The organism is Streptomyces sp. NPDC079020 (genome assembly GCF_044542225.1).
Taxonomy (GTDB): domain Bacteria; phylum Actinomycetota; class Actinomycetes; order Streptomycetales; family Streptomycetaceae; genus Streptomyces.
The window spans coordinates 92,668-115,499 of sequence record NZ_JBITUB010000009.1 but is presented as its reverse complement, the minus strand read 5'-3'; the positions used below and the strand labels follow the sequence as shown (position 1 = coordinate 115,499).

Sequence of the window (22,832 nt, the reverse complement as noted above, 5' to 3'; positions counted from 1 at the left end):
CCGGCACCGCCGGTCCGGTGGGGCGGGCCCCGGCCGCCGGGGCGGCGGCGAAAAGAACCGGACATACAGCCCACAGCCGGCGGAGCGAGCCGGGCGACGCAGACGGAGACCGCGACGGCGGTCCCGCGCAACAGATGGAGATACGACAAGCATGGCCACGAGGACCGGCACGCAGGCGCCTGTGCCGCACGAGGCGGACAGCCACGATCTGATCCGCGTGCACGGCACGAGGGTGAACAACCTCAAGGACGTCAGCGTCGAGATCCCGAAGCGCCGGCTGACGGTGTTCACCGGGGTCTCCGGCTCCGGCAAGAGCTCGCTGGTGTTCGGCACGATCGCCGCCGAGTCGCAGCGGCTGATCAACGAGACCTACAGCACCTTCGTCCAGGGTTTCATGCCGACACTGGCGCGGCCCGAGGTCGATGTCCTCGAAGGCCTGACGACAGCGATCATCGTCGACCAGCAGCGCATGGGCGCCGACCCGCGCTCCACGGTCGGCACCGCCACCGACGCCAACGCGATGCTGCGCATCCTCTTCAGCCGGCTCGGGAAGCCGCACATCGGCCCGCCCGGCGCGTACGCCTTCAACGTTCCCTCCGTCCAGGCGAGCGGCGCCATCACCGTCGAGCGCGGAGCCAAGAAGCGGGTAAAGGCCACCTTCACCCGCACCGGCGGCATGTGCACCCGCTGCGAAGGCCGCGGGACGGTCTCCGACATCGACCTCAGCCAGCTCTACGACGACTCCAAGTCGCTCGCCGAGGGCGCGTTCACCATCCCCGGCTGGAAGTCGGACAGCCAGTGGACCGTGGGCCTCTACGCCCAGTCGGGCTTCCTCGACCCGCACAAGCCGATCAGCGGGTTCACCGAGAAGGAGATGCGGGACTTCCTCTACGGCGAGCCGACCAAGGTGAAGGTCAACGGGATCAACCTCACCTACGAAGGGCTGATCCCCAAGATTCAGAAGTCGTTCCTGTCCAAGGACAAGGAAGCGATGCAGCCGCACATCCGGGCGTTCGTGGAGCGGGCGGTCACCTTCGCCACCTGCCCCGAATGCGACGGCACCCGGCTCAGCGAGGGCGCCCGGTCCTCCAAGATCAAGCGGATCAGCATCGCCGACGCCTGCGCGATGCAGATCAGCGACCTGGCCGCATGGGTCCGCGGTCTCGACGAGCCGTCGGTGGCACCGCTGCTCGCCGCGCTGGGACAGACCCTGGACTCGTTCGTGGAGATCGGCCTCGGCTATCTCGCGCTCGACCGGCCGGCGGGCACCCTGTCGGGCGGCGAGGCACAGCGCGTCAAGATGATCCGGCACCTCGGCTCCTCGCTCACCGACACCACGTACGTCTTCGACGAGCCGACCATCGGCCTGCACCCCCATGACATCCAGCGGATGAACGAGCTGCTGCTGCGGCTGCGGGACAAGGGCAACACCGTGCTCGTCGTGGAGCACAAGCCGGAGACGATCATCATCGCCGACCACATCGTCGACCTCGGCCCCGGCGCCGGATCGGCGGGCGGCACCGTCTGTTTCGAGGGCACCGTCGAGGGACTGCGGACCGCCGGCACCGTCACCGGCCGCCATTTCGACGACCGGTCCTCGCTGAAGGAGACCCTGCGCAAGCCCACCGGCGCGCTGGAGATCCGCGGCGCGAGGGCCAACAACCTCCGCGGCGTGGACGTCGACATCCCGCTCGGGGTGCTCACCGTCGTCACGGGTGTGGCGGGCTCCGGGAAGAGCTCGCTCGTCCACGGGTCGATCCCCGCCGACGAGGGCGTGGTGTTCATCGACCAGGCGCCGATCAAGGGCTCGCGGCGCAGCAACCCGGCGACCTGCACCGGACTGCTCGACCCGATCCGCAAGGCGTTCGCGAAGGCCAACGGCGTGAAGCCCGCGCTGTTCAGCGCCAACTCCGAGGGCGCCTGCCCCACCTGCAACGGTGCCGGTGTCGTCTTCACCGACCTGGGGATGATGGCCGGTGTCTCCAGCACGTGCGAGGAGTGCGAGGGCAAGCGGTTCCAGGCATCCGTGCTGGACTATCACCTCGGCGGCTGTGACATCAGCGAGGTGCTCGCGATGTCGGTGACCGAGGCCGAGGAGTTCTTCGGTTCCGGCGAGGCGGCCACACCGGCCGCTCACCGTGTCCTCGTCCGGCTCGCCGACGTCGGTCTCGGCTACCTCAGCCTCGGCCAGCCGCTCACCACGCTGTCCGGCGGCAAGCGGCAGCGGCTCAAGCTGGCGACCCACATGGGGGAGAAGGGCGGTGCGTACGTCCTGGACGAGCCGACGACCGGCCTCCACCTCGCCGACGTGGAGCAGTTGCTCGGACTGCTGGACCGGCTCGTCGACTCGGGGAAGTCGGTCATCGTCATCGAGCACCATCAGGCGGTCATGGCACACGCGGACTGGATCATCGACCTCGGTCCGGGCGCCGGTCACGACGGTGGCCTGGTCGTGTTCGAGGGAACCCCCGCCGACCTCGTCGCCGGCCGCTCCACGCTGACGGGCGAGCACCTCGCGGCGTACGTCGGCGCCTGACCGGGGCACGGGCGGCCCCGACGGGGCCGGATCGCCGGGGCGCCGGTCCTCACGGGGGCCGGCGCCCCGGCACCTGCCGGGCGTGGCGGCGGACGTCCGCCTCAGGTCACTCCCCGGTCCCCAGCGGCCTGAGGAACCGGCGTTCGTAGCGCCTGATGCACCCACTGGTACGGGCGAGTTCGAAGGCCTCCTGGCACTCCGGGTCGCTCGCGCTGGCGATGCGGTACTGCTCGTACTCGGCGAGACTGCCGAAGGAGAAGAGGGCGTACGCGATGTCGCTGTCGCCCTCGCTCGGCAGGAAATAGCCGTGGTGCGTGCCGCCGAAACGATCGACGAGCCTCACCCACCGCCTGCCGTACTCCTCGAAGTCCGCCAGCTTGTACGGGTCGATCTCGTAGGTGAGGTGGACAGTGATCATGATCTGGCGCTCTCTCCCGGATGGAACGAGGAAGCCGGGCGGGATGCCGTGCGGCACCGGCCCGGCGGGGTGATCGTCGGGAACCGATCATGTCAGTCCGCGGCGCCGGCGTCGGACGTCCGCTCGTCGGCGCCCGCCGGAAAAGCCTCCGCGCGCTTCTCTCCCCGCGCGGACGCTGGGGCAAAATACGTGCTGGCAGTGACACTTGTGGACACTGCGGCCCCCGGCCCCGATCCCGCGGGACGGTGCCGGGCCCCGCGGTCCCACTGGTCCGGGGAGGCATGACTTGTCGGCAGGACCCCTACCGAGACGATGTTTACGAGGCTCAGCGGACCCGGGGGTGACTCCGGGGGTGGGGTCGGGGCTCCAGCGTGCCCAGTCCTTCATGATCCTGGCCACCCTGCTCTACCGGGCGAGCCATCTGACGGTCGGTCTCCTCGCGCTCGCCCGCAGTCAGCCGGGCCATCCCTTGCAGTACGCCGGACTCGCCGCCGCGCTGGGGCTGAGCGTGCTGGTCTACGGCACGGCGCTGCGGCGCGGCTGGTTCGACCGGTGGCACATCCGGGCGGACGTCCTGGTGAGCGGGTGCGTGCTGCCGTTCGTCCTCTGGACCTGGGGCGGCGTCCAGGATCCCGCCTCGATGGGATGGGCGATGCTGCTCGGAGGTTCGGCCAGTGCCGCAGCGGCCGTCGCCCTCGAACGGTTCCAGGTCCCCGCCGCCATCGCGCTTCTCGTGCTGACCCATCTCATCGGCTACCGGCTGGTGGGCGCCGGTCCCGCGGTCCTCGCCGGACATGTCAACTCGCTGTTGTTCTCCGCCGCGATGGCGTGGGTCTTCTGGTGGTACCTGCGCCGTCAGGGACGCCTCCTCGACGAGGCCAACGCCCGCGCGCTGGCCGCCGAGGCGCACAAGGCGCGCTATGCCGAGCGGCTGGAGCACCACCGGGCGCTGCACGACACCGTCCTCGCCACGCTGACCACCCTCGCGGCCGGCGGTCTCGACGCCAACGCCCCCCAGGTGCGGGAGCGCTGCGGCCGGGAGGCGGCGTATCTGCGCCGGCTGATCCAGCAGACCGCCGAGGAGGTCCACCACCGGGAGATCGGTGCGGCGCTGGAAGAGGCGATCGGCTCCGTGGAGAGTCTGCAACTGCGGGTCACCGCGCAGTACCACGACCTGCCGCAGGTGCCGCCCGAGGTCGCCGCCGCGTTCGCGGACGCCGCGCGGGAGGCCCTCAACAACGTGCGCCGGCACGCGGGTACGGGACACGCGTATCTCACCGCGGCCGGGGAGTCCCAGGGGGGCGGGGGAGCCGTCGTCACCGTGGTAGACCGAGGGCCGGGGTTCGACCCCGAACGTCAGGTGCCCGGCCTCGGGCTGCGCGGCTCGGTCCACCGCCGGATGGCGGAGGTGGGCGGCCGTGCCACGGTGGACACCGCGCCCGGCGAAGGGGTACGGGTGGAGCTGCGATGGCCCGGGTGATCACCGTCGCGGTGGTCGACGACGACAGGATGCTCCTCGACGGCATGCGGGCCTGGCTGGACGGGGTGCCGGAGCTGCGGCTGGTGGCGACCGCGGCCACCGCCGGGGAACTGCTCGGCGAGCCGGGCACGGAGCCCCTCCGCGGCTCCGCCGTCCCGGTGCGCCCCGGTGCGGTGTACGTCCCTCCCGACGTGGTTCTCCTCGACCTCCTGCTGCGGGACGGCTCGACCTCGGCCGACAACATCCGGCGGCTGCGGCGCGGCGGAAGCCGGGTCCTGGTGATCAGCACCGTCCCGGACCACGCACGCGTCATCGAGTCCCTCCGGGCCGGCGCCGACGGCTATCTGACCAAGGACAACGATCTGCCGACGCTGGTCGCGGCGGTCAAGGACGTCGCCGCGGGCCTGGGCGCCCACTCGCCGGAGCTCGCCTTCGCCTGCGCGCACGACAGCAGCCCCGCCCGCCCCCGGCTCTCGCCGCGGGAGCGGCAGATCCTGCTCGACTACGCGTCCGGCATGACCCTCAAGTCGGCCGCCCGGCGGGCGGGCATCACGGTCCACACCGCCAAGGACTACCTGGACCGGGTCAAGTCCAAGTACCAGCGGGCGGGCCGTCCCACGTACACGAAGATCGATCTGGCCCGCAGGGTGCACGAGGACCGCCTCGACGGGGACTGATCACCGGCGCAAGCCCCCCAAAAAGACGGCTGCCGGGGACGGTCCCCGCCTTCGTACGATCGTCCCCGGCGGCGCCGAGGCGGCCCCGCCGGGGAGGTGGGACCGGTGTCTGACTCATGGCCGGCGTCGGCGGACGAGCTGTGCTCCTTACCGCGGTGGGTGCCCGGCACGGACGGGACCTGTCCAGAACCCTCCCCGATCCCCACCTGTTGATGTGAACGGGAACAACGACACGGGGTGGGACGGCGTCGTGGCGGACGGGCGGGCCGCGGCGCGGCCGGACGGGCCGACCCCCTTCCGCCCCGTCCCCGCCGGCGTCACGGGGCGGGCGGCGGACCTGCTGACCGGCGCACACCGGCTGGTCGCCCCCGAACCGTGCCCCACGGAGCTGGAGCACCTGCTCGACGCGATCGCCCGCTCGGCCCGGCTCAACCGGATACAAGCGCCGGCCGCCCGTCCGGAGATCCCGGGCGACCCCGGCGTGCCCGCTCCGCGCCGGGCCGGGCTCCACGCCCGGCTGGCGGACGTCGCCCTGCCGGCGGGCAGGCCCGCGGAAGCCCTCCGGCACCTGGACATCGCCCGCCGGCTGCTCGGAGGATGCCCGGCCGACGCCGCGGCCGCCGTCGTGGATGTCACCGCGGCGCAGGTCGAGCTGAACCGGCTTTCGCCCGAACGTCTATGCACCGCAGCGGAGTTGGCCAGGCGCGCAGCGGACGCCGCCCGGCGCGCGGACCTTCCGGTGGTGGTCTGCAGGGCCCTGCTGATACTCGGACAGCTGGCCCGGGACCAGGACGAGGAGACCGCGACGGCGTATTTCCTGCGCGCCCGCGCGATCGCCCACGGGCGCCGGCTCCCCGCGCTCCGGGTGTCCGCGGAGGCCGAACTGGCCCGGCTCGCGGCGCGGCGCGACGGACGCCCCGCCCGGGTCGAACAGGCCCGGCAGGAGTGCCTGCGGGCGGGCCTGCTGCCACTGGCGCACGAGACCGGCTTCGTCCTGGCCCTGGACCAGATCCGGCGCTGCGAGTTCGAGGCCGCCGGGAACCGGATCCGTGTGGGGGCGGCCGAAGCGTCACGGCTGCGTCTGGGCCGGGCCCTGTCCCTGCTGCGGCTCGCCGAGGCGATACGCCACGCCCACCGCGGGCGGCGCGCGGAGATGCAGCAGGCACTGGAGCGGCTGGCTCCGCTCATCGACGCGTCGCCGGGCCTGCGGTCCATGGCCTACGGGCTGGCGCGGGCGTTCTGCTCACTGCTGGAGGAGAAGCACGACAACGCGGAGCAGGAGTTCGCGCGGGCGCTCGCCTTCGACGCGGAGAACCCGGCGAACGTGGAGTTCGGCAGGCACGGCATCGTCCTGCTGCTCGGTGTGCTGGCCGGGCGCATGGGACGGCGGCACTACGCCGGGATCGCGGCGGCGAGCGTCAGCGAAACCCGCTGGAACCGTCAGTTCACCGGTCTGGCGCACGCCGTGCTGCTGGGCCGTGAGGGCCGCTCCGGCGAGGCGACGGCCGTCGCGGGCGCGGCACTGGAGGCGGCCGCGCTCTACCCCATGGCCCGCCATCTGTGCCTGCGCCTGGTCGCGCGCTCGGCGTACGAGGACGGCTGGGGCACGCCGGTCGACTGGCTGCGCGAGGCGGAGGAGTACTTCCACGGAGCGTGTCTCCGGGAGGCGGCCGGCGCCTGCCGGGCGCTGCTGCGCGGGATGGGCGCGCCGGTCCGGCAGAGACGGACCGGTACCGAGCAGGTGCCGCCGCACCTGCGCAAGTTCGGCATCACGGTCCGCGAGTTCGATGTCGCCCGGCTGCTCGCCGAACGGATCGCCAACAAGGACATCGCCGGCCGGCTGCACATCTCGCCGCGCACCGTGGAGAAGCATGTGGCGAGCGTTCTCCAGAAGACCGGCCTGCCCGACAGGGCGGCGTTCGCCTCCGTCGCCCGCGACCTGGTCGACGGTTCCGGTCCCCGTGTGCCGGACATCGCTCCGGCTCGCTGACCCGGCACACGGCGGCCCGCCCGGCGCGGCGTGGTGCGGTGGGCCCGGCCGTTCAGTGCTGCGGGGGAACCGCCGGGGAGGGGGGCCGGTGCCCCTCGCGCTCCAGCGGATCGCCGGTGCCGGCCGGCCGGGCCCCCCGGTCGCCGCCGCCCCGCCCGCCGGCCTCCGCGGCGCCGGAGCCGACGGCGCCGGCCGGGACCGTGACAGGCGCCGCCCGTTCCGCCGCGGGCACCGCTGGGCGCCCCTCGCGGATCCCGGCGGGCCCGTTCTCCCGGCCCGTGCCGCATTCCGTCTCGCGGATCACGTACGGTGGCCGGCGCTTCGTCTCGTAATAGATGCGGCCCACGTATTCACCGATGATGCCCAGCGTGGCGAGCTGAATTCCGCCGAGCGCCACGACCACCACCAGCATGGTCGCGAATCCCGGTACCCGCACTCCGTGCAGGGCGATGTCCGCGATGATCCACAGCGCGTACCCGCACGCGGCGACGGACAGCGTGAGCCCGGCGTGGATGGCCAGGCGCAGCGGCCGGCTGTTGAAGGAGATGAGGCCGTCGATGCCGTAGTTGAGGAGCCGTCTGCCACCCCACTTCGAGCTTCCCGCGGCGCGGCGGACATTGGGGTAGGTGAAACTGACGGAGTCGAAGCCGATCCAGGAGAAGATCCCCTTGGAGAACCGGTTGGCCTCCGGAAGGGCGAGGACCGCGTCGACGGCGGGACGCGAAAGGAGTCTGAAGTCTCCCTCGCCATCGGTCAGTTCGACATCCATGCAGCGCCCCATGGTCCGGTAGTAGGCCGAACTGAGCACACTGCGCAGGGCGCCGTCGCCCGCACGGTCCCGGCGGGCGACGACCTGGTCGTAGCCGCGCCGGCGCAGTTCGAGCATGCGGGGCACGAGCTCCGGCGGATGCTGGAGGTCCGCGTCCATGAGGACCACGGAATCACCCCGTGCCATGCGCAGTCCCGCGAGCATCGCCGCCTCCTTGCCGAAGTTCCGGCTGAAGGACGTGTAGCGGACCCGCTGATCCGCCGCGGCGAGCGTGCGCAGCCGCTGGCGGGTCCGGTCGCGGCTGCCGTCGTCGACGTAACAGACCTCGAAGGTTCTCCGGGTCGATTCGAGGACCGAAATCAGTGCGTGGTGAAAGGTGTTGAGCACCTCATCCTCGTTGAAACACGGAACGACGATCGAGATCTGGCATTCGTTCATTGAGTTCCCCGGCAGGTGTGGTTCCGGCAGGTGTGGTTACGGAATCTCAGGGCGTGGCACGCGCTCTCCAGGCACGCCTCGGCCGGAATCTGTGTCGAATGAATTTTGCAGCCCGGGGTGGGGGACGCGCGTCATATGGCCGTGCGGGCCTTCGCGGTGGCACCGAATGGGCGAAGCCGGGAGTCATTTCCCCGAACCTTCCCGCGGATCCCGGTTCCGGCCCCTCGTGGGCCGCAAGCTGTAATCCCGCACGGAGGAAGCCGCTCTCCCCATGGGACAGCTCCGAGCCGCCGCCACCGCCCCGTGCGGGCCGTGGGCCGGACACACCGTGCGCATTCGACGTGGAAGGAGACCAGTCGTGGAACGCGTGTCGGAGAGGACCGTTCGCGAGCGGCGCGTCAGCGGCACCCAGGGCGCGGCCACACCGGAGAGACAGGACGCCGCACCGGAGAAGGATGTCCGGCACGACGGAACTCCGGCGGGAGACTCCCGGGCGGGCAGCGCCCGGGGCCCGGGGGCGGTGCGGCGGTGGACGCCGCTGTGGGTGAACGCGCTCGCACTCCTGCCGGTGGGCCTGCTCGCTGCGGCTGCCCGGTCCGGCCGCTGGGTGCGCCCCAGCGGCGACGACTGGTGCTTTCTGCCGCTGGTCCAGGACGGCGGACTGGCCGCGATCACGCACAGGTTCTGGTTCCTGGACAACGGGCGGATCGTGAACGCCGTGCTGGTGTGGTCCTACGCGCGGTTCGGTGTCACGGGCCACCAGTGGTTCGGGCTGATCAGCGGACTGCTGGTACTCGGGCTTCTCTGGGCGTTCACCGCCACGATCCTGCGCGGGGCGGCGGCGTGCCTCCCGCGTGGAGTCCCGTTCCTGGTGGCGTCCATGGTGACGGCGTTGTTCCTCTTCGGGACCGCCAACACGTACAAGACGTTCTACTGGCCGGCCGCGTCCGTCTCGCACACCCTGCCACCGGTGTTCGCCTGCGCCGCCGCCATTCCCGCGCTGCGGGCCACCTCACGGCGGGGCCGGGGCCTGGCCCTGTGCACCGTCTTCGCCGCCGGACTGTTCCTGGGCACACTCTCGGAGGAGACCTGCGTCGTCGCGGTGGCCGTCCTGGGCGGCCTCCTGCTGATCAGCGGCCGGGTCGTTCCGCGAGCGCGGAGGCCCTTCGTACGGACGTGGTGCTCGGCGGGGATCGCGGGCATGCTGATCGCGGGACTGCTCCTCTTCACCTCCCCGGGGGCGCGGCACCGCCGTGAGGTCCACGGCGCCGATTCGATGCTCGACCCGGACTCGCTCCTCGCCTCCCTGGACGGCTTCGGCCGGATCGCCGTCACCTGTCTCACCGCGTGGCAGTACCTGGGCGCCGTGGCGGTCGGCCTCGTCCTGGGGCTGGTGGCCCGGTTCCCGTACGGCCGGCCGTTCCCCGTGCGGACCGAGATGCTGTGCGCGGGGGTCTGCTTCTGCGCCCTCGTCGTCTCCGGCTATCTGTGCACGGTCATCACGTATCCCGCCTTCGGGCCGAGCGTCGCGACCTCGAACCGTCTGTGGAACGACTACCTGCTGCTCTACATCCTGCTTCTCGTCCACGTGGGCACACTCCTCGCCCGTGGATGGCGGCACCTCACGCGCCGCGCCGGGGCGCCGCTGGCCGCGGGCGCGACGGTGTACGCCGTGGTCTGCCTCTCGTTGCTCGCGTCGCTGGGGACCCTCGACTCCGAGATGTCCGCGCGGGCGCGGAAATGGGACGACCAGGACACCTGGCTCCGCAGCCGCTCGGCGGCCGGCGAGCAGGTCCTTCCCTACCGGCGGACGCCCATCAGCGGGATGACCGAGCCGTTCAGCCGCAACATGATCTGGCCCGCCTCCTGCGTCGCGGACTACTACGGCCTGGAACGCGTCACCCCGGCCGGACAGCGGGGCCGGTGAGCCGGTGGCGGGCCGGCGGGAGGCGGCCGCCCCGGTCCGGGGGCCCGCGAAATACCCGTCGCCCGCCCCGTACCCGGCCTACGATGCCTCGCATGCTGCTTCGCCAGATGTTACGGATACCCCTCGTCCTCGCCATGACCTTCGCACTGGCCCTCGCGGGCGCGGCAGGCGGTGGCGGAACGGCGCGGGCCGACGGGACGCCGTCACCCGCACCCCGGCAACTGCTCTTCTTCAACCACGCCTACGGGGTGCTCGACCGGGAGACCGCCGACGCCATCGAACACTCCGGCTATCTCCGTGACTTCGCCGAATTCCAGGTCCGCACGACGACCGGAGCGGACGGGGCCACGTGGACCGGCCGCTATCTGATGGGCCGGGAGACCTACCTCGAACTGTTCGGGGTGGGCGACCTGCCCGGCCAGGACGGCACCCACGGCTCCACCGGAATGGGGATCTCGGCCGAGCGCGCCGGGGACCTGAAGACGGTGGTCCAGCGGCTGCGCGACCAGGGGATCGCCGATCCCGTCGAGTTCCGTCAGACACGTGACTTCGGCGACGGGGTCCCGGTGCCCTGGTTCGACGCGGTCTTCACCACCGCCCAGTACGACGCCTTCGGGGCCTGGGGGATGGAATACCTGGAGGAGTACTTCGCCGACCCGCGCGGCAACACCGAGCCGGCCGGATATCCCGGTGACGTCGGCCGGGAGCGTTATCTGTCCGACGGCTACCGCAGCCATCGGATGCGCGATGTGACGTCCGTGCGCCTCGCGGTCACGGCAGGGGACCTGGCCGGCACGGTGCCGCTGCTGCGGGCGGGCGGGTTCGCCGTCGGGACGACGCAGGACGGTGGTGTTCTCGCACAGGGCGGTGGCACCGACATCCGGCTCGACCCCGTCCCGCGCGAGCAGGCGGGTCTGCGGCGGATCGAGATGTCGCTCAACGAGCCCGTGAAGGACCGCCACGAGGAGCGGATCGGCCGGTCCACCCTCGTCGTCGGTCCGGGCAGCCGAGCCGTGTGGACCTTCGGCGACGGCGCCTAGGACGGCCTTGCGCCCCGACCCGGCAGGGGCGGAGTCTCCCCTCGCCGCACCGTTGTGCGGCCGGTGAACGCCACGGCGTCCACCGGCCGCACAGCGGTTTCAGGAGCGGTAACCGCGCGTCGGCACTCTGGTGATCAGCTGTCCCCGAGGACGGCGCCGGTGGTGGTGACCATCGCGCATTTGCCGGCCGCCCAGCGCAGCGCCATCGCGTGGTCGTCGGACGAGAAGTCAGCCACGGCGTCGGCGACGACGAAGGCCTGGATGTCCTGCATCCAGGCGTCGCAGGCGGTCATCAGCACACCGATGTGCGCGTAGATCCCGGTGATCACCAGTTGGTCGCGGCCCTGTTCGCGCAGCCGCTCCAGCAGGTCGGTGCGGACGAAACCGCTGTACTTCCACTTGGTGAGCACGGTGTCCGAGCCGCCGGGAGCCACCTCGTCGGCGATCGCGGCCAGATACGCGTCGGCGGGCAGTCCGGGGCCCCAGAAGTCCTGCTGGAGTCCGCGCTCGGCGGGCGACTGGTCGCTGGGCTGGGCCGTGTAGAGGACCGGGATGCCGAGCTCCTCGGCCTGCTTCTTCAACAGGGCGACATGGGCGAGGAGTTCGGTGACAGGGGAGGCCGTGCGGTCGAACGCGCCCAGGAAGTAGTTCTGCAGATCATGTACGAGCAGCACGGCACGCGCCGGGTCGACGCTCCACGCGACCCGGTTGGCCGGCAGGTCGGCGGCGGTCGGCATCGGGTAGGGGGAAATGGCGGGCAGGGGCATGTCGGTGACGGTCCGTTCAGTTCTGGGCGGTCGGCGGGACGGTGGAGGAGGCGGCCGGAGAGGAGGCCGTGGGGGCGGTAGTGGCCGCGCGCAGGTCCTTCTTGGAGATCTTCCCCACACCGGTCCGCGGAAAGGTGTCCACGAACGCGACCCGGTCGGGCACCTTGTAGGCGGCGAGACCGCGGCCGCGGACGAACTTCTTGACGGCGACGGGCGTCAGCGGCTCGGCCCCGGCCCGCAGAATGACGTACGCGCAGGTGCGCTCGCCCAGATACGGGTCGGGCTCGGCGACCACATTGGCATCGTGCACCGCCGGGTGGGCGAGGATGTGGTTCTCGACCTCCTCGGCCGCGATCTTCTCGCCGCCCCGGTTGATCTGGTCCTTGGCGCGCCCCTCGACGACCAGATGCCCGGTCGCGGTGAGGCGGACGATGTCCCCGGTGCGGTAGAAGCCGTCCTCGGTGAAGGAGCGGGCGTTGTGTTCGGGCGCGTTCCAGTAGCCGCGGATCGTGTACGGACCGCGGGTGAGCAGATGCCCGGCCGTGCCGACGGGCAGGTCGTTGTCCTCGTCGTCGACGACCCGGATCTCGTCGTCGGGGGAGATCGGCCGGCCCTGGGTGGTGACGATGGTCTCCGCGGGGTCGTCGAGGCGGGTGTAGTTGACCAGTCCCTCCGCCATTCCGAAGACCTGCTGGAGCGTGCAGCCGAGGGCGGGCCGCACCCGCCGCGCGGCCTCCTCGCTGAACTTCGCGCCGCCCACCAGGAGCACATCGAGGCTGCTGAGGTCGTACGCGCTCGACGGCGCCGCCTCCGTCCACACCAGCGCGAGCGGCGGGACCAGTCCGGTCAGGGTCACACCCTCCCGTTCGATCAGCGGGAACGCGGTGTCCGGGGTGGGCTGCGGGGCCAGCACGACGCGCGCACCCGCGTACAGCGCGCCCAGCGAACCGGGCGAGGACAGCGGGAAGTTGTGCGCGGCGGGCAGGGCGCAGAGGTACACGCTGTCCTCGTCGACCCCGCACAGCTCATTGGAGCCGCGCAGTGAGTAGATGTAGTCGTCGTGGGTGCGCGGGATCAGTTTGGGTACTCCGGTGCTGCCGCCGGAGAGCTGGAGGAAGGCCGGATCGTCCGGGGCCGGTCCGGGGATGTGCACCGGCTCGGCCGGGACATCGGCGAGGGCCTCGTGCCCGCCGGGGTCGCCCCCGGCCACGAACACATGCTGGAGCGTGGGGACTTCGGCCTTGACCGCCGTGGCGAGATCCCGGTAGTCGTAGCCGCCGTGCACGGCGGGGATCACATGGGCGACCGCCCCGGTGAACGAGCAGAAGTACCGGATCTCGGTCTCCCGGTGCGCGGGCAGCGCGAAGACCGGCAGCGCGCCGATCCGGAACAGCGCGAAGATCACTTCGAAGAACTCGGCGACATTGGGGAGCTGGACGACGACCTTGTCGCCCTTGCCGATGCCCCGGCCGAGCAGCCCGGCGGCGAGCGCGTCGGCCCGCCGGTCCAGCTCCGCGTAGCTCCAGCGGCGCCCGCCGCCGGCCGGGTCCACGATCGCGACGCGGTCGGGGTGCGCGGCGGCGCGGTCGCGCAGCAGCTGCCCGAAGGTCTCACCGCGCCACCACCCGGCGGCGCGGTAGCGCTCGGCGAACTCCGCGGGCCAGGTGGGTGCCTGAAGGTCTGTCGTACGGGTGCGGCTCACAGATCGGCTCCCACCGCGTCGAGGAACGTACGGAACTTCGCGGCGGTCTCCGCGGTCTCCGACTCCGGCCGGGACGCGGCGACGACCCCCGCCCCCGCGTACAGCCGGAGCGCGTTCCCCTCGGCTTCGGCGCAGCGGATCGTCACGACCCACTCACCGTCGCCCTCCGCGTCGCCCCAGCCCACCATTCCGGTGAAGAAGCCCCGGTCGAAGGGCTCGGTCTCGCGGATCACCCGGCGCGCGGTGGCGGTCGGGGTGCCGCACACGGCGGGCGTCGGGTGCAGGGCGCAGGCCAGTTCCAGGGCGGAGGTGTCCGGGGAGGCGAGGGTGCCGGTCACGGTCGTGGAGAGATGCCACATGGTGGCGGTCCGGATCAGGGTCGGCCGCGCGGGCACGGTGAGCTCCGAACAGTGCGGCGCGAGCGCCTGATGCACCGCGTCCACCACGACGGCGTGCTCATGGAGGTCCTTCGCGGACTCCAGCAGGGTGGCCGCGCGGCGTACGTCCTCGGCGAGGTCGACGCTGCGGGGTGTCGAGCCCGCCAGGGGGTTGGCGACGACCCGGCGGCCCCGCCTGGAGACCAGCAGTTCGGGGCTGGCGCCGAGCAGGGTGCCGGTGGGGGAGGTGGGCAGGGCGAACGTATAGCCGGAGGGGTCGCGGCGGGCGAGGCGCTCCAGCAGCGGGCGGATGTCCAGTGGCCCGGGGGAGGTCAGTTCGAGGGTCCGGGCCAGGACCACCTTGCTGAACTCGCCGCGCCACATCCGCTCCACGGCCCCGGCGACCCCGGCCTCGTACTCCGCGGGCCCGGGGACCTCGCGCACCTGCCAGCGGGCGGCGTCCGGTGCGGGGGCGGGCAGCGCGATCAGCGGGTCGGCGGTGAGCGGCGGTGCGGCGCGGACCGTCCGGGGGACGGCGAGCGATGCGGGCGCCTCATGGTCGAAGGGGATGGCGCCGATGACCGCTGGTGCGAGATGGCCCGAGGCGCGGGCCGCCGCCAGGGTGGCGGACACCCGCTCGGCCAACGGCTGCTCGCCGTGGGGTACTTCGCTGTGCACCCCGTGCGCGAGGAGCGTGCGGGAGGGGGTGGCCAGGAACCGGGCGCCTGGGGTGTAGGCGTCCAGGAGCGCTGTGGCCGCTCCGACCGCTGCGGGGGCCGGTCCGGCCTCAGGGACGTGTGTGGCGACCTGGGATGCCGTCGACACGGGGGCTCCATTTCTTGTGTTCCCGGAACGGGAAGGTAGGGGAAGCAGGCAGGTGAAAGCGGTGCGGGGAAGCGCGGATCGCGTGGGGGAGTGCGGAGCTGCTCGGCTCAGCGGAGCGTGGCGCCGCCGTCGACGCAGAGCTCCTGCAGCGTGATGTGGCGGGCCCGGTCCGACGCGAGGAAGAGCACGGCGTCCGCGATGTCGTGCGGCTCGGCGATGCGGCCCAGCGGGATCCCGGTGCGGTACGTGGCCGGGTCGCCGTCGATGACCCGCCGGTGCGCGTGTTCGTCGCTCCACAGACCGCGCTGCATGGCGGTGTCGGTGGATCCGGGCGCGACGACGTTGCAGCGGATGCCGTCGCGGGCGACTTCGAGCCCGAGGCACTTGGTGAACATCGCGGCGGCGGCCTTGGACGCGGCGTAGGCGGCCATACCGGTGCGGGGGATTCCGGCGGCGTTGGATCCGACGGTGACGATGCAGCCCGAACCGCGCCGCGTCATCCGGGCCGCGACGGCGCGGGACGTGTGGAAGACGCCGGTCGTGTTCACGGCGAAGGTGTCCGCCCAGTCCTGGTCGGACAGTTGGGCCGCGGGAGAGGTACGGAGTATTCCGGCGACGTTCACCAGGACATCGAGCGGGCCGAGGTCGCTCTCGGCCTTCGCCACGATGTCGTCGACCGAGTGCCGGTCCGTGACGTCCATGGCGTACGCGGTCACCGACGGGTGTGTGCCGGCGAGCCGGTCGATGCCGGATGCGCCGAGGTCGGTGGCGGCGACCCGTGCTCCGAGCCCGGCGAACGCCTCGGTCACGGCGGCACCGATGCCCTGTCCCGCACCGGTCACCAGCACCGTGCGGCCCTCGAACTCACCATGACCGTACGGAATGTGCCCCGGTATGTGATCAGGCATGAGCAACCTCCCCTATCATTAGGTAAGCCTAACCTAATGCGAATTGGCTGCCCAGTCGCACACTCTTGTTGGTCGCAAGAAAACTTGGGTCGGCCTCGCCTCATGTGTGTGTCGCCCTTCGCGGGTGTGTCCGTGGAGGGGCCGCGGGCGCGGGGGGTGGCCGCACAGACGCGCGGGGGGTGATGAAGGGGCAACGGCCGCCGTACCGCAGGGGTCTGTCTCGGCATAATGATCCGCTGCCACTGCCTGCCGCACAGCTCGACGGGACGGACCGAGATGACCCACGCCTGGCTTCCGCCGCATGAGTACGTCAAGACCATTGCCCAGTCCACCGGCTACGCCTGCCTCTACTTCACCGACACCGCCGGCCGTCCGGTCCAGCTGCGGTCCGTGTACGACCGTGAGGTCTGGCAGTGGCCCGGCGGCAACATCGACCCGGGCGAGACTCCGTGGCAGTGCGCGCTGCGCGAGTGCCGCGAGGAGACCGGCATGGACTTCACCGGCGAACCCCGGCTGCTGGGCACCCATTTCATCGGGCACCGGGGTGAGGCGTGGCCCGCGAACCACATCGGTTTCATCTTCGACGGCGGCGTCCTGAGCGACGAGCAGATCGCCGCCGTGGTGCTCGACCCCGACGAGCACACCGAACTGCTCGTGCGCACCCTTGAGGAGTGGAAGCCCGACATGGCCTCCGAGGGCTTCGACCGTCTCGTGGCGGTCGACGCGGCCCGCGCGGACGGGCGGGCCGTCTACCTGGAGGGCTGAGGGCGGGGGTGGCCGTAGGTTCCGGGGCGGACGGTCCCGTGCTGGGGGACCGCCCGCCCCGGGCGGTTGTGCGTGCGGGAGCCGGTCCGGCTCAGAACTTCACGTCCGAGCAGGCGTAGAAGGCGTTACCGGTGTCGGCGATGGTCCAGACGCCGAGAATCAGGTGCCTGCCCGACTTCTGCGGCAGAACACCGTCGTGGGTCACCGTGGAGCCCGGCTGGCGGCCTCCGAAGGGAACGGTCAGGAACGGCTGCGGGTCCAGGTCGGCCCGGGTGAGGCGCTTGGTGGGGTCGTATCCGTCCTTGGTGATGTAGTAGCGGAAGTCGGTTGTCGCGTGGCGTGCCGTGATCCGCCAGCGGAAGGTGTGGTTCTGTCCGCTGCTGATCTGTGTCGCGGGCCAGGCTCCGGCGCGCGGGTCGTCGAGTTCCGAGAACCGGCCGTTGCCGCCGGCGCAGAGGGTGCCGTCGACCGGGCCGCGGGCGGGGAAACCCTTGGGGCCCTCGACGCTCGGCGGCTCCCACTGGATCTGGCCGCAGTTGCGCACGGTGCCGTTGCCGCAGAGCTGCTGACGGCTGATGGGGGAGTCGGTGTAGCCGTGGCTCTGGGCGCTGCCGGTGGTGGCGAGGAGAGAGGCTCCGGCGATGCCGAGCCCGAGCAGTGATGAGGTGATCCTTCGGCGCATGCTTCGCTCCTGGGGGAGTGGGGGGGGCGCTGCGGACGAGTGGGGCGGGCGCGCTCCACCTCACTAGGTCTAGACCAACTCCGAGACTAGCCACGACATTTGGTCGTGTCCATACCAAGAATGGGCCGCCGGTTCCCCGGCCGGCGGCCCGGCCCCGGCGCGGCCCGCGGGTGCGGGCGGACGCTCAGGCCTCGTGACGCGCCATGGCGATCAGCCGGTCCAGCACGGCGGCGTCGGCCCGCACCCCGTCGTGCGCGTGGGCGTCGGTCACCCAGGTCCGCAGACCGCGGACCGCGTCGGCGGTGACGAGGGACTGGGCGCGGTCGACGTACATGTCGGCGTGGTAGACGGCCGCGACCACGGGCACCTCGTTGGCGGCGAGCCGGTCCACGTCGTAGAGGGCCGGCCAGTCGGTGCGCGCGGCGAGGGCCTCCGCGGCGCCGCGCAGCGGGACGAGCGCGGGGTCCTCCTCGAACAGCCAGGGGTAGACCATCTCGCCGGTGAACCGGACGGGGGTGTCCGCACCGGCGTCGAAGGCGGGGAACTCCTCCCGCACACGGTGGGCGGACCACGCGGTGGCGCGGCCGCCCTGCGCGTAGATCGGTTCGTGGAGCGCGGCGTACAGGGGGCGTTCGGCGAAGGAGACCGCGGCGTCCACCCCGCGCAGGAAGGTGTCGCTGAGCTCCGGGCCGTGGGCGCCCTCGGTGAACGCGGTCTCCAGCAGATAGTGGAGCGAGTCGAACCGGGCCGAGGTGCCGAACGTGATGCCGAGGGTCTGGAACCGGCGGACGGTGAGGCGCTCGCCGGCCGGCATACGGACATCGTGTGCCCGCAGATGTGCGGCGACGGCGTCGGCGAGGCGCTGGTCGCCGGGGTAGCGGGCGAAGTAGCGCTCGTTGTGGCCGAGCGTGCGGGCGTAGGCCGCCCGGTACACGTCATCGGCGTGTCCGGTCAGCGTCGGCAGGCCTCCGGTGATGTACGCCTGGGTGAGCCCCTCGGGCGCGAGGCTCAGATAGGTGAGCGTGGAGAAGCCTCCGAAGCTCTGGCCCAGGACGCTCCACGGCGCGTCGCCCTGGAGATGACGGCGCAGCAGTTCGGCGTCGCGGACGATCGAGTCGGCGCGGAAGTGCGCGAGATACCCGGCGGACGCGGCGGAGTCGGTGCCGAACCGGGCGAGCGAGATGCGGTCGGCAGGTGTGGAGCGGCCGGTCCCGCGCTGGTCCAGAAGCACCACGCGGTAGTCGGCGAGGGCGCGGCGAAGCCAGGCCCCCGCCGCGTTGGGGCGCTCGGCGCGGCCGCCGGGGCCGCCCTGCAGCCACAGCAGACGGGGCAGGTTCTCGTGCTCGCGGCCGGCGGCGACGACCTCGCGGGCGAACAGGCTGATGGCGGGTCCGGCGGGGGACCGGTGGTCGAGCGGCACGTCAAGGGTGTGGTCGGTGCAGACGAGACCGCTGTGACGGTAGGGGAGGGGGGCGGGGGCGGACATGGGCGCTCCTTTCGCGACGGGGGAACGGTTTCACGGACGGCGTCCGGGCCCGCACCGCGGGGTGCGGACCCGGACGCCGGGGCGTACGGCGGGACCTCGCCGGGCCCTCAGTACCCGGCCACTCCCAGCTCGCGGCAGATCCCGACCAGCTCCGGGTGCACATAGCGCCCGTTCTCCTCGATGGCGACGCCGTCCAGGTAGATGGACGGGCCCAGGACACTGCCGTCGGTGTGCGCGGCGGCCACCCACGGTTCGCCGCCGATCCAGGCGCCCTTGGTGCCGATGCCGAGCTCGACGCAGCCGAAGACACGCTCGTCCTCGACGATGCGGCCGGTCGGCGCGAGCACGCCCGGGTTGAAGCCGAGCGACCAGTGCGCGACGCGGAACATGTTCGGGTCGTCGAAGGACTCCATCCAGCGGCGGAAGGTGTCCGCGTCGGCGCCGCCCTCGATCCTGGTGACGACGCCCTTCTCCACGGTGCAGCGGACCGGGGAGCGCAGCAGACCGATCTCGTCCGGCGGCCACAGGGCCCCGTCGAAGACGAGGACGCCGTCCTGGGTCTCCTCCAGCGGGTTCCAGGAGATCTGGCCGGAGAGCATGACCGTCTCGCCGGGCTTCTCCGCGGGCTTGCCCCGCAGGTTGATCGGCCGGTCGCCGTTGCGGCCCACCAGGTCGGTGCCGTTGACGGAGGTGATGCGGACCTCGTCCGCCGCCTCCAGCAGCGCCACGAGGGCCTTGCCGAGGCGGATGACGCCCTGGAAGTCGGGGCGCCCCACGGTGGCGACCAGCATCTGGACGTCCATCGCGGTGAGGTTGGTGTAGCGGCAGCCCGCCGCCATGGCGGTGCGGAAGGCGTCGGAGTGCATCAGGTACGAGACGGCGAACTCGATCCACACATCGGCGTCGGCGATGGCACCGGCCACGGGCCGGGGCGGCTCCATGGAGGCGCCGGGCAGCGTTTCGTACCAGACGACGACGGGGTGTGCCCCGGCGGCGGCGACGGCCTGTGCGGTGGCCTCGATCACCCGGCGGTCGCTGCTGGTGTCGCCGGTGAGGACGACATGCTCGCCGCGCTTGACGAGCATGACCTCCTCGACGAGCTTGCGGGCGGCCAGGGCGAGTTCGAAGCTGAGGTACTCGGGGCGCGGTTCGAGCCTGCTGTACATGTCCATGGAGGGATCTCCTTGCCGTGCGGGTCGTACTGGTGCGACCCGGTGGTGCGGTGAAGGGGGCGGCTGTCCGGGGCGGAGGCCGGGCGGGCGGCCGTCAGGCCTTGAGGATCTGGGCCGAGTCGCCGAGCGAACTGCCCGCGATCAGTCCGGCGCCGACCAGGTTCAGTTCCTCGTCGGCGGCGGGACCGCGCAGCCTGCGGTAGCCGACCCGGACCACGAGGGCGCCGAGGACCAGCCAGCAGGCCTGCGGAGTGAGGATGAGAAGGCCGGTGGCGAGCATCACGCCCATCTGCCGGCGCGTGCCGCCCAGCAGCTGGATGGCCGCGCCGGGGATGGCCCAGAGCAGCATGGTGCGCACCGCGTCCGGGTCGCTGAGCCCGCTCCTGATGGTGTCGGCGTACACCTTGGCGACCGGCGGGATGAGGCCCTGTCCGAAGTAGGAGCGCCAGGCGAGGGCGACGACGGCCAGCGCCACGCCGAATCCGATGAGCGCGGCCAGGAACTGCTGACGGCGTCCTTCGCGCTCGTACGGGTCCCAGGGGCGGTGCTCGCGGCGCAGCAGCCAGCCCGCCTTGAGGTCGTACCCCATGTCGGCGAAGGCCGGTCCGGTCGCGGAGACGTAACCCACCAGGAGGGCGAGCGGCACGGACGGGATGCCGATCGCCAGCCCGAGAATGAGGAAGATCAGGGTGACGGCGAAGGACGGGAACCAGCCGGACTGCATCGCGGCGAGGCCGACGATCAGCTCGTGCACCAGGGCGGCGAACGCGGCGAACAGCACCCAGCCGACGATGCCGAGCGGGCTCATCTCGCCGATCAGCCCACCGAGTACGGCCAGGACCACCGCACCCGCGGTGAACAGCGCGTAGCCGCGGATGAGGGAGAGCCGCAGGGCGCGCTCGTCCACGGTGTACGCGACGGTCGGGTCGTGTGAGGCGTCCTGGGCCGGGACCGGAGCGCTCCGTGCTCTCTCGGCGCCGGACTTCCGTTTGCGCTCGCGACGGCCGATCAGCAGAACGACGGCCTGGCCCAGAGCCACGATCCCGGCGCCGACCATGACACCGTGCGGAATGAACCCGGCGCCCAGATCAGTGTGGAAGACATCGGGACTGTACTGGCGCAGCATCAGGCCGATACCGAACATCATCAGTGCCCAGACATTGCCCAGGAAGGGACGCCGGCTGCGGAGAGCGGCAGGCTGAGAAGGGTTCCGGCCAGGCCGGCCGCGGTGCCACCGGCAAGGATGAGGGCGCGTCGGCCGCCCCGGTCGCCGGCCTTGATGGTCTCGGCGGCGGCCGTGCCCGGCGGCCAGGCCGCGTCGGCCGGCAGCAGCCGGGAGCCGAAGGCGCGGTAGAGCACCCAGGCGTCCACGACCAGACCGATGAAGGCTCCCGCGAGCATCGGCCAGACCAGGTCGGTGCGCCCGAAGACGTACGGGACGGCCACCGAGGTCAGCAGCGCGTTCGCGGAGGCGAAGGTGGCGGCGGAGATGGCGCTCTGGGCGAGGTTCTGCCGGTGCACGGAGCGCATCCGGCGCAGGAAGCCCAGCGGGATGCGGCCGATCAGCATGGCGACGAGGGCGCCGACCACGGAGGTGTTGGCCGAGATGCCGAGCTTGGAGACCAGGTCGATGCCGATGACGGCGCCGACGGCTGCGAGCACCACCAGGATCACCAGCATGACGGGTTCCAGGACGCGCGGGTGCGACCGGGTGTCGTCGGTGCCGGGGTCCGGTGGGACAGGGTGCGGGGCGGAGACATGGTGCGCCATGGGGCACCCCCTTCGGTGAGCGTGGCAGGAGAGAGTTCGGGGCGGGTCGGTCCCGCCGGTGGGTGCGCGCGGGCAGGGCCGGGCGCACCGTCGGCGCGGGGAGGCCGCGCGTGGAGCGGTGGAGCGGTGACGGTGTGGTGATGCGGTGCCGCGTGGGGTGTCGGGGCGGTGGAAGGATTTGCGCGGGTATGTGCCGGTTCAGCCGCCGAGGGCGGCGGTGATCTCCGCCGCTCCGGCGCGTACCAGCTTCACGAGTGTGTCGGCGGACCGGTCCACCCGGTGGGAGGGGCCGATGACCGTCAGGGAGGCGGGCACGCCGTCGCCCTGGAAGACGGGTGCGGAGACCGCGGTCACGGCCTCGTCGTACTCGCCGCGGCTGATGCTGTACCCGTCGGCGCGGACCCGTGCGTAGCACCGGAGCAGGGCGTCCAGGTCGGTGATGGTGCGGTCGTTGAAGCGGGTCAGCCCGGTCGCGCCGAACATCTGCCGGATCTCGCGCTCGGGGTGGTACGCGAAGATGGTGTGTCCGGAGGCCCCGGCGTGGCCGGGCATGACAGCGCCGATGATCGCCGTGTAGCGCACCGGTCCGGTACCGTCGACAGCGGCTTCGCAGCGGTAGCTGCCGCCGTGCGGGACATTGAGGACGATGCTCTCGCCGGTCTCGCGGAGCAGCCGCGCGAGCACCGGCCGGGCCAGCGAGGAGAGTACCCCGCTGTGCTCGCTCACCCTCGCCAGCCGGGAGAGCGCGGGCCCCGGGCGGTAGCGCCGGGTGCGGTCGTCGCAGACGAGGAAGGCGCGCGCGGTCAGGGTGGTGAGCAGCCGCTGGACGACGGCCTTGTCCCAGCCGTGGTGACGGGCCAGCTCGCTGACGCCCCACTCGGGCCGCTGCTCGGTGAAGGTGAGCAGGACGAGCAGGGCCCGGTCCACGGTCTGGAGGACTCCGGGGGCCTGGGGTCCGGCCGCGGCCGGGGCGGTGTCCGTGCCGTGCTCCGCCATGGGCCGACCTCCTGATTCACGTCATCCGTACCGGTGCGGAAATCGCAACGACGTTGCGATTTCTGGCGAAAGGATGCGTGCACGGTCCACGGGTGTCAAGGGTTTGC

At 72.1% G+C, this 22,832-nt stretch carries 16 protein-coding genes and 2 pseudogenes; 7 read left to right on the top strand and 11 right to left on the bottom strand.

The genetic code is table 11. The annotated features are described in order from the left end of the window. The first annotated feature begins 151 nt into the window (after nucleotides 1–151). On the top strand, nucleotides 152–2,536 hold the full coding sequence (locus tag ACIGJO_RS20390) for an ATP-binding cassette domain-containing protein (RefSeq protein ID WP_399959908.1): 2,385 nt from the start codon (nucleotides 152–154) through the stop codon (nucleotides 2,534–2,536). A 106-nt stretch (nucleotides 2,537–2,642) separates the two neighbouring features. Here the strand turns inward: ACIGJO_RS20390 and ACIGJO_RS20385 are convergent, their stop codons facing one another. Continuing rightward, entirely contained in the window at nucleotides 2,643–2,954 is a 312-nt protein-coding gene (locus tag ACIGJO_RS20385) for an NIPSNAP family protein (RefSeq protein ID WP_399959906.1), read from the bottom strand. A gap of 340 nt (nucleotides 2,955–3,294) precedes the next feature. Between ACIGJO_RS20385 and ACIGJO_RS20380 the strand changes: the two genes are divergently transcribed. The 3 genes from ACIGJO_RS20380 to ACIGJO_RS20370 all read left to right on the top strand — a co-directional run bounded on the left by ACIGJO_RS20380 (nucleotide 3,295) and on the right by ACIGJO_RS20370 (nucleotide 7,101). Continuing rightward, nucleotides 3,295–4,434 (top strand): sensor histidine kinase, encoded by a 1,140-nt coding sequence (locus tag ACIGJO_RS20380; protein ID WP_399959904.1) that lies wholly within the window; start codon nucleotides 3,295–3,297, stop codon nucleotides 4,432–4,434. Next, nucleotides 4,422–5,111 carry a response regulator gene (locus ACIGJO_RS20375; protein ID WP_399959902.1) on the top strand — a complete coding sequence of 230 codons (690 nt, stop codon included), beginning with the start codon at nucleotides 4,422–4,424 and terminating at the stop codon, nucleotides 5,109–5,111. Before ACIGJO_RS20380 ends, ACIGJO_RS20375 begins: the two co-directional genes overlap by 13 nt. A gap of 214 nt (nucleotides 5,112–5,325) precedes the next feature. Continuing rightward, entirely contained in the window at nucleotides 5,326–7,101 is a 1,776-nt protein-coding gene (locus ACIGJO_RS20370; RefSeq protein ID WP_399959900.1) for a response regulator transcription factor, read from the top strand. 115 nt (nucleotides 7,102–7,216) lie between these two features. Here the strand turns inward: ACIGJO_RS20370 and ACIGJO_RS20365 are convergent. Beyond that, nucleotides 7,217–8,308, bottom strand: a pseudogene (locus tag ACIGJO_RS20365) (glycosyltransferase family 2 protein); the annotation flags it as partial. A gap of 358 nt (nucleotides 8,309–8,666) precedes the next feature. On the opposite strand from ACIGJO_RS20365, the gene ACIGJO_RS20360 reads away from it, so the two are divergent. After that, the gene (locus ACIGJO_RS20360; RefSeq protein WP_399959898.1) at nucleotides 8,667–10,235 is read left to right on the top strand and encodes a DUF6056 family protein; all 1,569 of its coding nucleotides are present in this window, start codon (nucleotides 8,667–8,669) and stop codon (nucleotides 10,233–10,235) included. A 92-nt stretch (nucleotides 10,236–10,327) separates the two neighbouring features. Then, nucleotides 10,328–11,275: a DUF5829 family protein gene (locus ACIGJO_RS20355; protein WP_399959896.1), complete on the top strand. Its 948-nt coding sequence runs from the start codon at nucleotides 10,328–10,330 to the stop codon at nucleotides 11,273–11,275. A 134-nt stretch (nucleotides 11,276–11,409) separates the two neighbouring features. Here the strand turns inward: ACIGJO_RS20355 and ACIGJO_RS20350 are convergent, their stop codons facing one another. From ACIGJO_RS20350 to ACIGJO_RS20335, 4 genes are all read right to left on the bottom strand, one after another. Further along, complete coding sequence (locus ACIGJO_RS20350) at nucleotides 11,410–12,042, bottom strand: isochorismatase family protein (protein WP_399959893.1); 633 nt, start codon at nucleotides 12,040–12,042, stop codon at nucleotides 11,410–11,412. A gap of 16 nt (nucleotides 12,043–12,058) precedes the next feature. Further along, the gene (locus tag ACIGJO_RS20345; RefSeq protein WP_399959891.1) at nucleotides 12,059–13,744 is read right to left on the bottom strand and encodes a (2,3-dihydroxybenzoyl)adenylate synthase; all 1,686 of its coding nucleotides are present in this window, start codon (nucleotides 13,742–13,744) and stop codon (nucleotides 12,059–12,061) included. Then, entirely contained in the window at nucleotides 13,741–14,946 is a 1,206-nt protein-coding gene (dhbC, locus tag ACIGJO_RS20340; RefSeq protein WP_399959888.1) for an isochorismate synthase DhbC, read from the bottom strand. The genes ACIGJO_RS20345 and dhbC overlap by 4 nt, the downstream gene beginning before the upstream one ends. Nucleotides 14,947–15,053: 107 nt before the next feature. Next, on the bottom strand, nucleotides 15,054–15,854 hold the full coding sequence (locus ACIGJO_RS20335) for a 2,3-dihydro-2,3-dihydroxybenzoate dehydrogenase (protein ID WP_399959886.1): 801 nt from the start codon (nucleotides 15,852–15,854) through the stop codon (nucleotides 15,054–15,056). 276 nt (nucleotides 15,855–16,130) lie between these two features. Between ACIGJO_RS20335 and ACIGJO_RS20330 the strand changes: the two genes are divergently transcribed. Further along, complete coding sequence (locus ACIGJO_RS20330; RefSeq protein WP_399959884.1) at nucleotides 16,131–16,619, top strand: NUDIX domain-containing protein; 489 nt, start codon at nucleotides 16,131–16,133, stop codon at nucleotides 16,617–16,619. Between the two features lie 91 nt (nucleotides 16,620–16,710). Here the strand turns inward: ACIGJO_RS20330 and ACIGJO_RS20325 are convergent, their stop codons facing one another. From ACIGJO_RS20325 to ACIGJO_RS20305, 5 genes and pseudogenes are all read right to left on the bottom strand, one after another. Continuing rightward, complete coding sequence (locus ACIGJO_RS20325) at nucleotides 16,711–17,301, bottom strand: lytic polysaccharide monooxygenase (RefSeq protein ID WP_399959882.1); 591 nt, start codon at nucleotides 17,299–17,301, stop codon at nucleotides 16,711–16,713. A gap of 184 nt (nucleotides 17,302–17,485) precedes the next feature. Next, nucleotides 17,486–18,787, bottom strand: coding sequence for an alpha/beta fold hydrolase (locus ACIGJO_RS20320; RefSeq protein ID WP_399959880.1), 1,302 nt, complete (start codon nucleotides 18,785–18,787; stop codon nucleotides 17,486–17,488). Between the two features lie 107 nt (nucleotides 18,788–18,894). Beyond that, nucleotides 18,895–19,959 carry a hypothetical protein gene (locus ACIGJO_RS20315; RefSeq protein ID WP_399959878.1) on the bottom strand — a complete coding sequence of 355 codons (1,065 nt, stop codon included), beginning with the start codon at nucleotides 19,957–19,959 and terminating at the stop codon, nucleotides 18,895–18,897. 94 nt (nucleotides 19,960–20,053) lie between these two features. Next, nucleotides 20,054–21,729, bottom strand: a pseudogene (locus ACIGJO_RS20310) (OPT/YSL family transporter). A 198-nt stretch (nucleotides 21,730–21,927) separates the two neighbouring features. Next, nucleotides 21,928–22,725: an IclR family transcriptional regulator gene (locus ACIGJO_RS20305; RefSeq protein ID WP_399959875.1), complete on the bottom strand. Its 798-nt coding sequence runs from the start codon at nucleotides 22,723–22,725 to the stop codon at nucleotides 21,928–21,930. Between the last annotated feature and the right edge of the window lie 107 nt (nucleotides 22,726–22,832).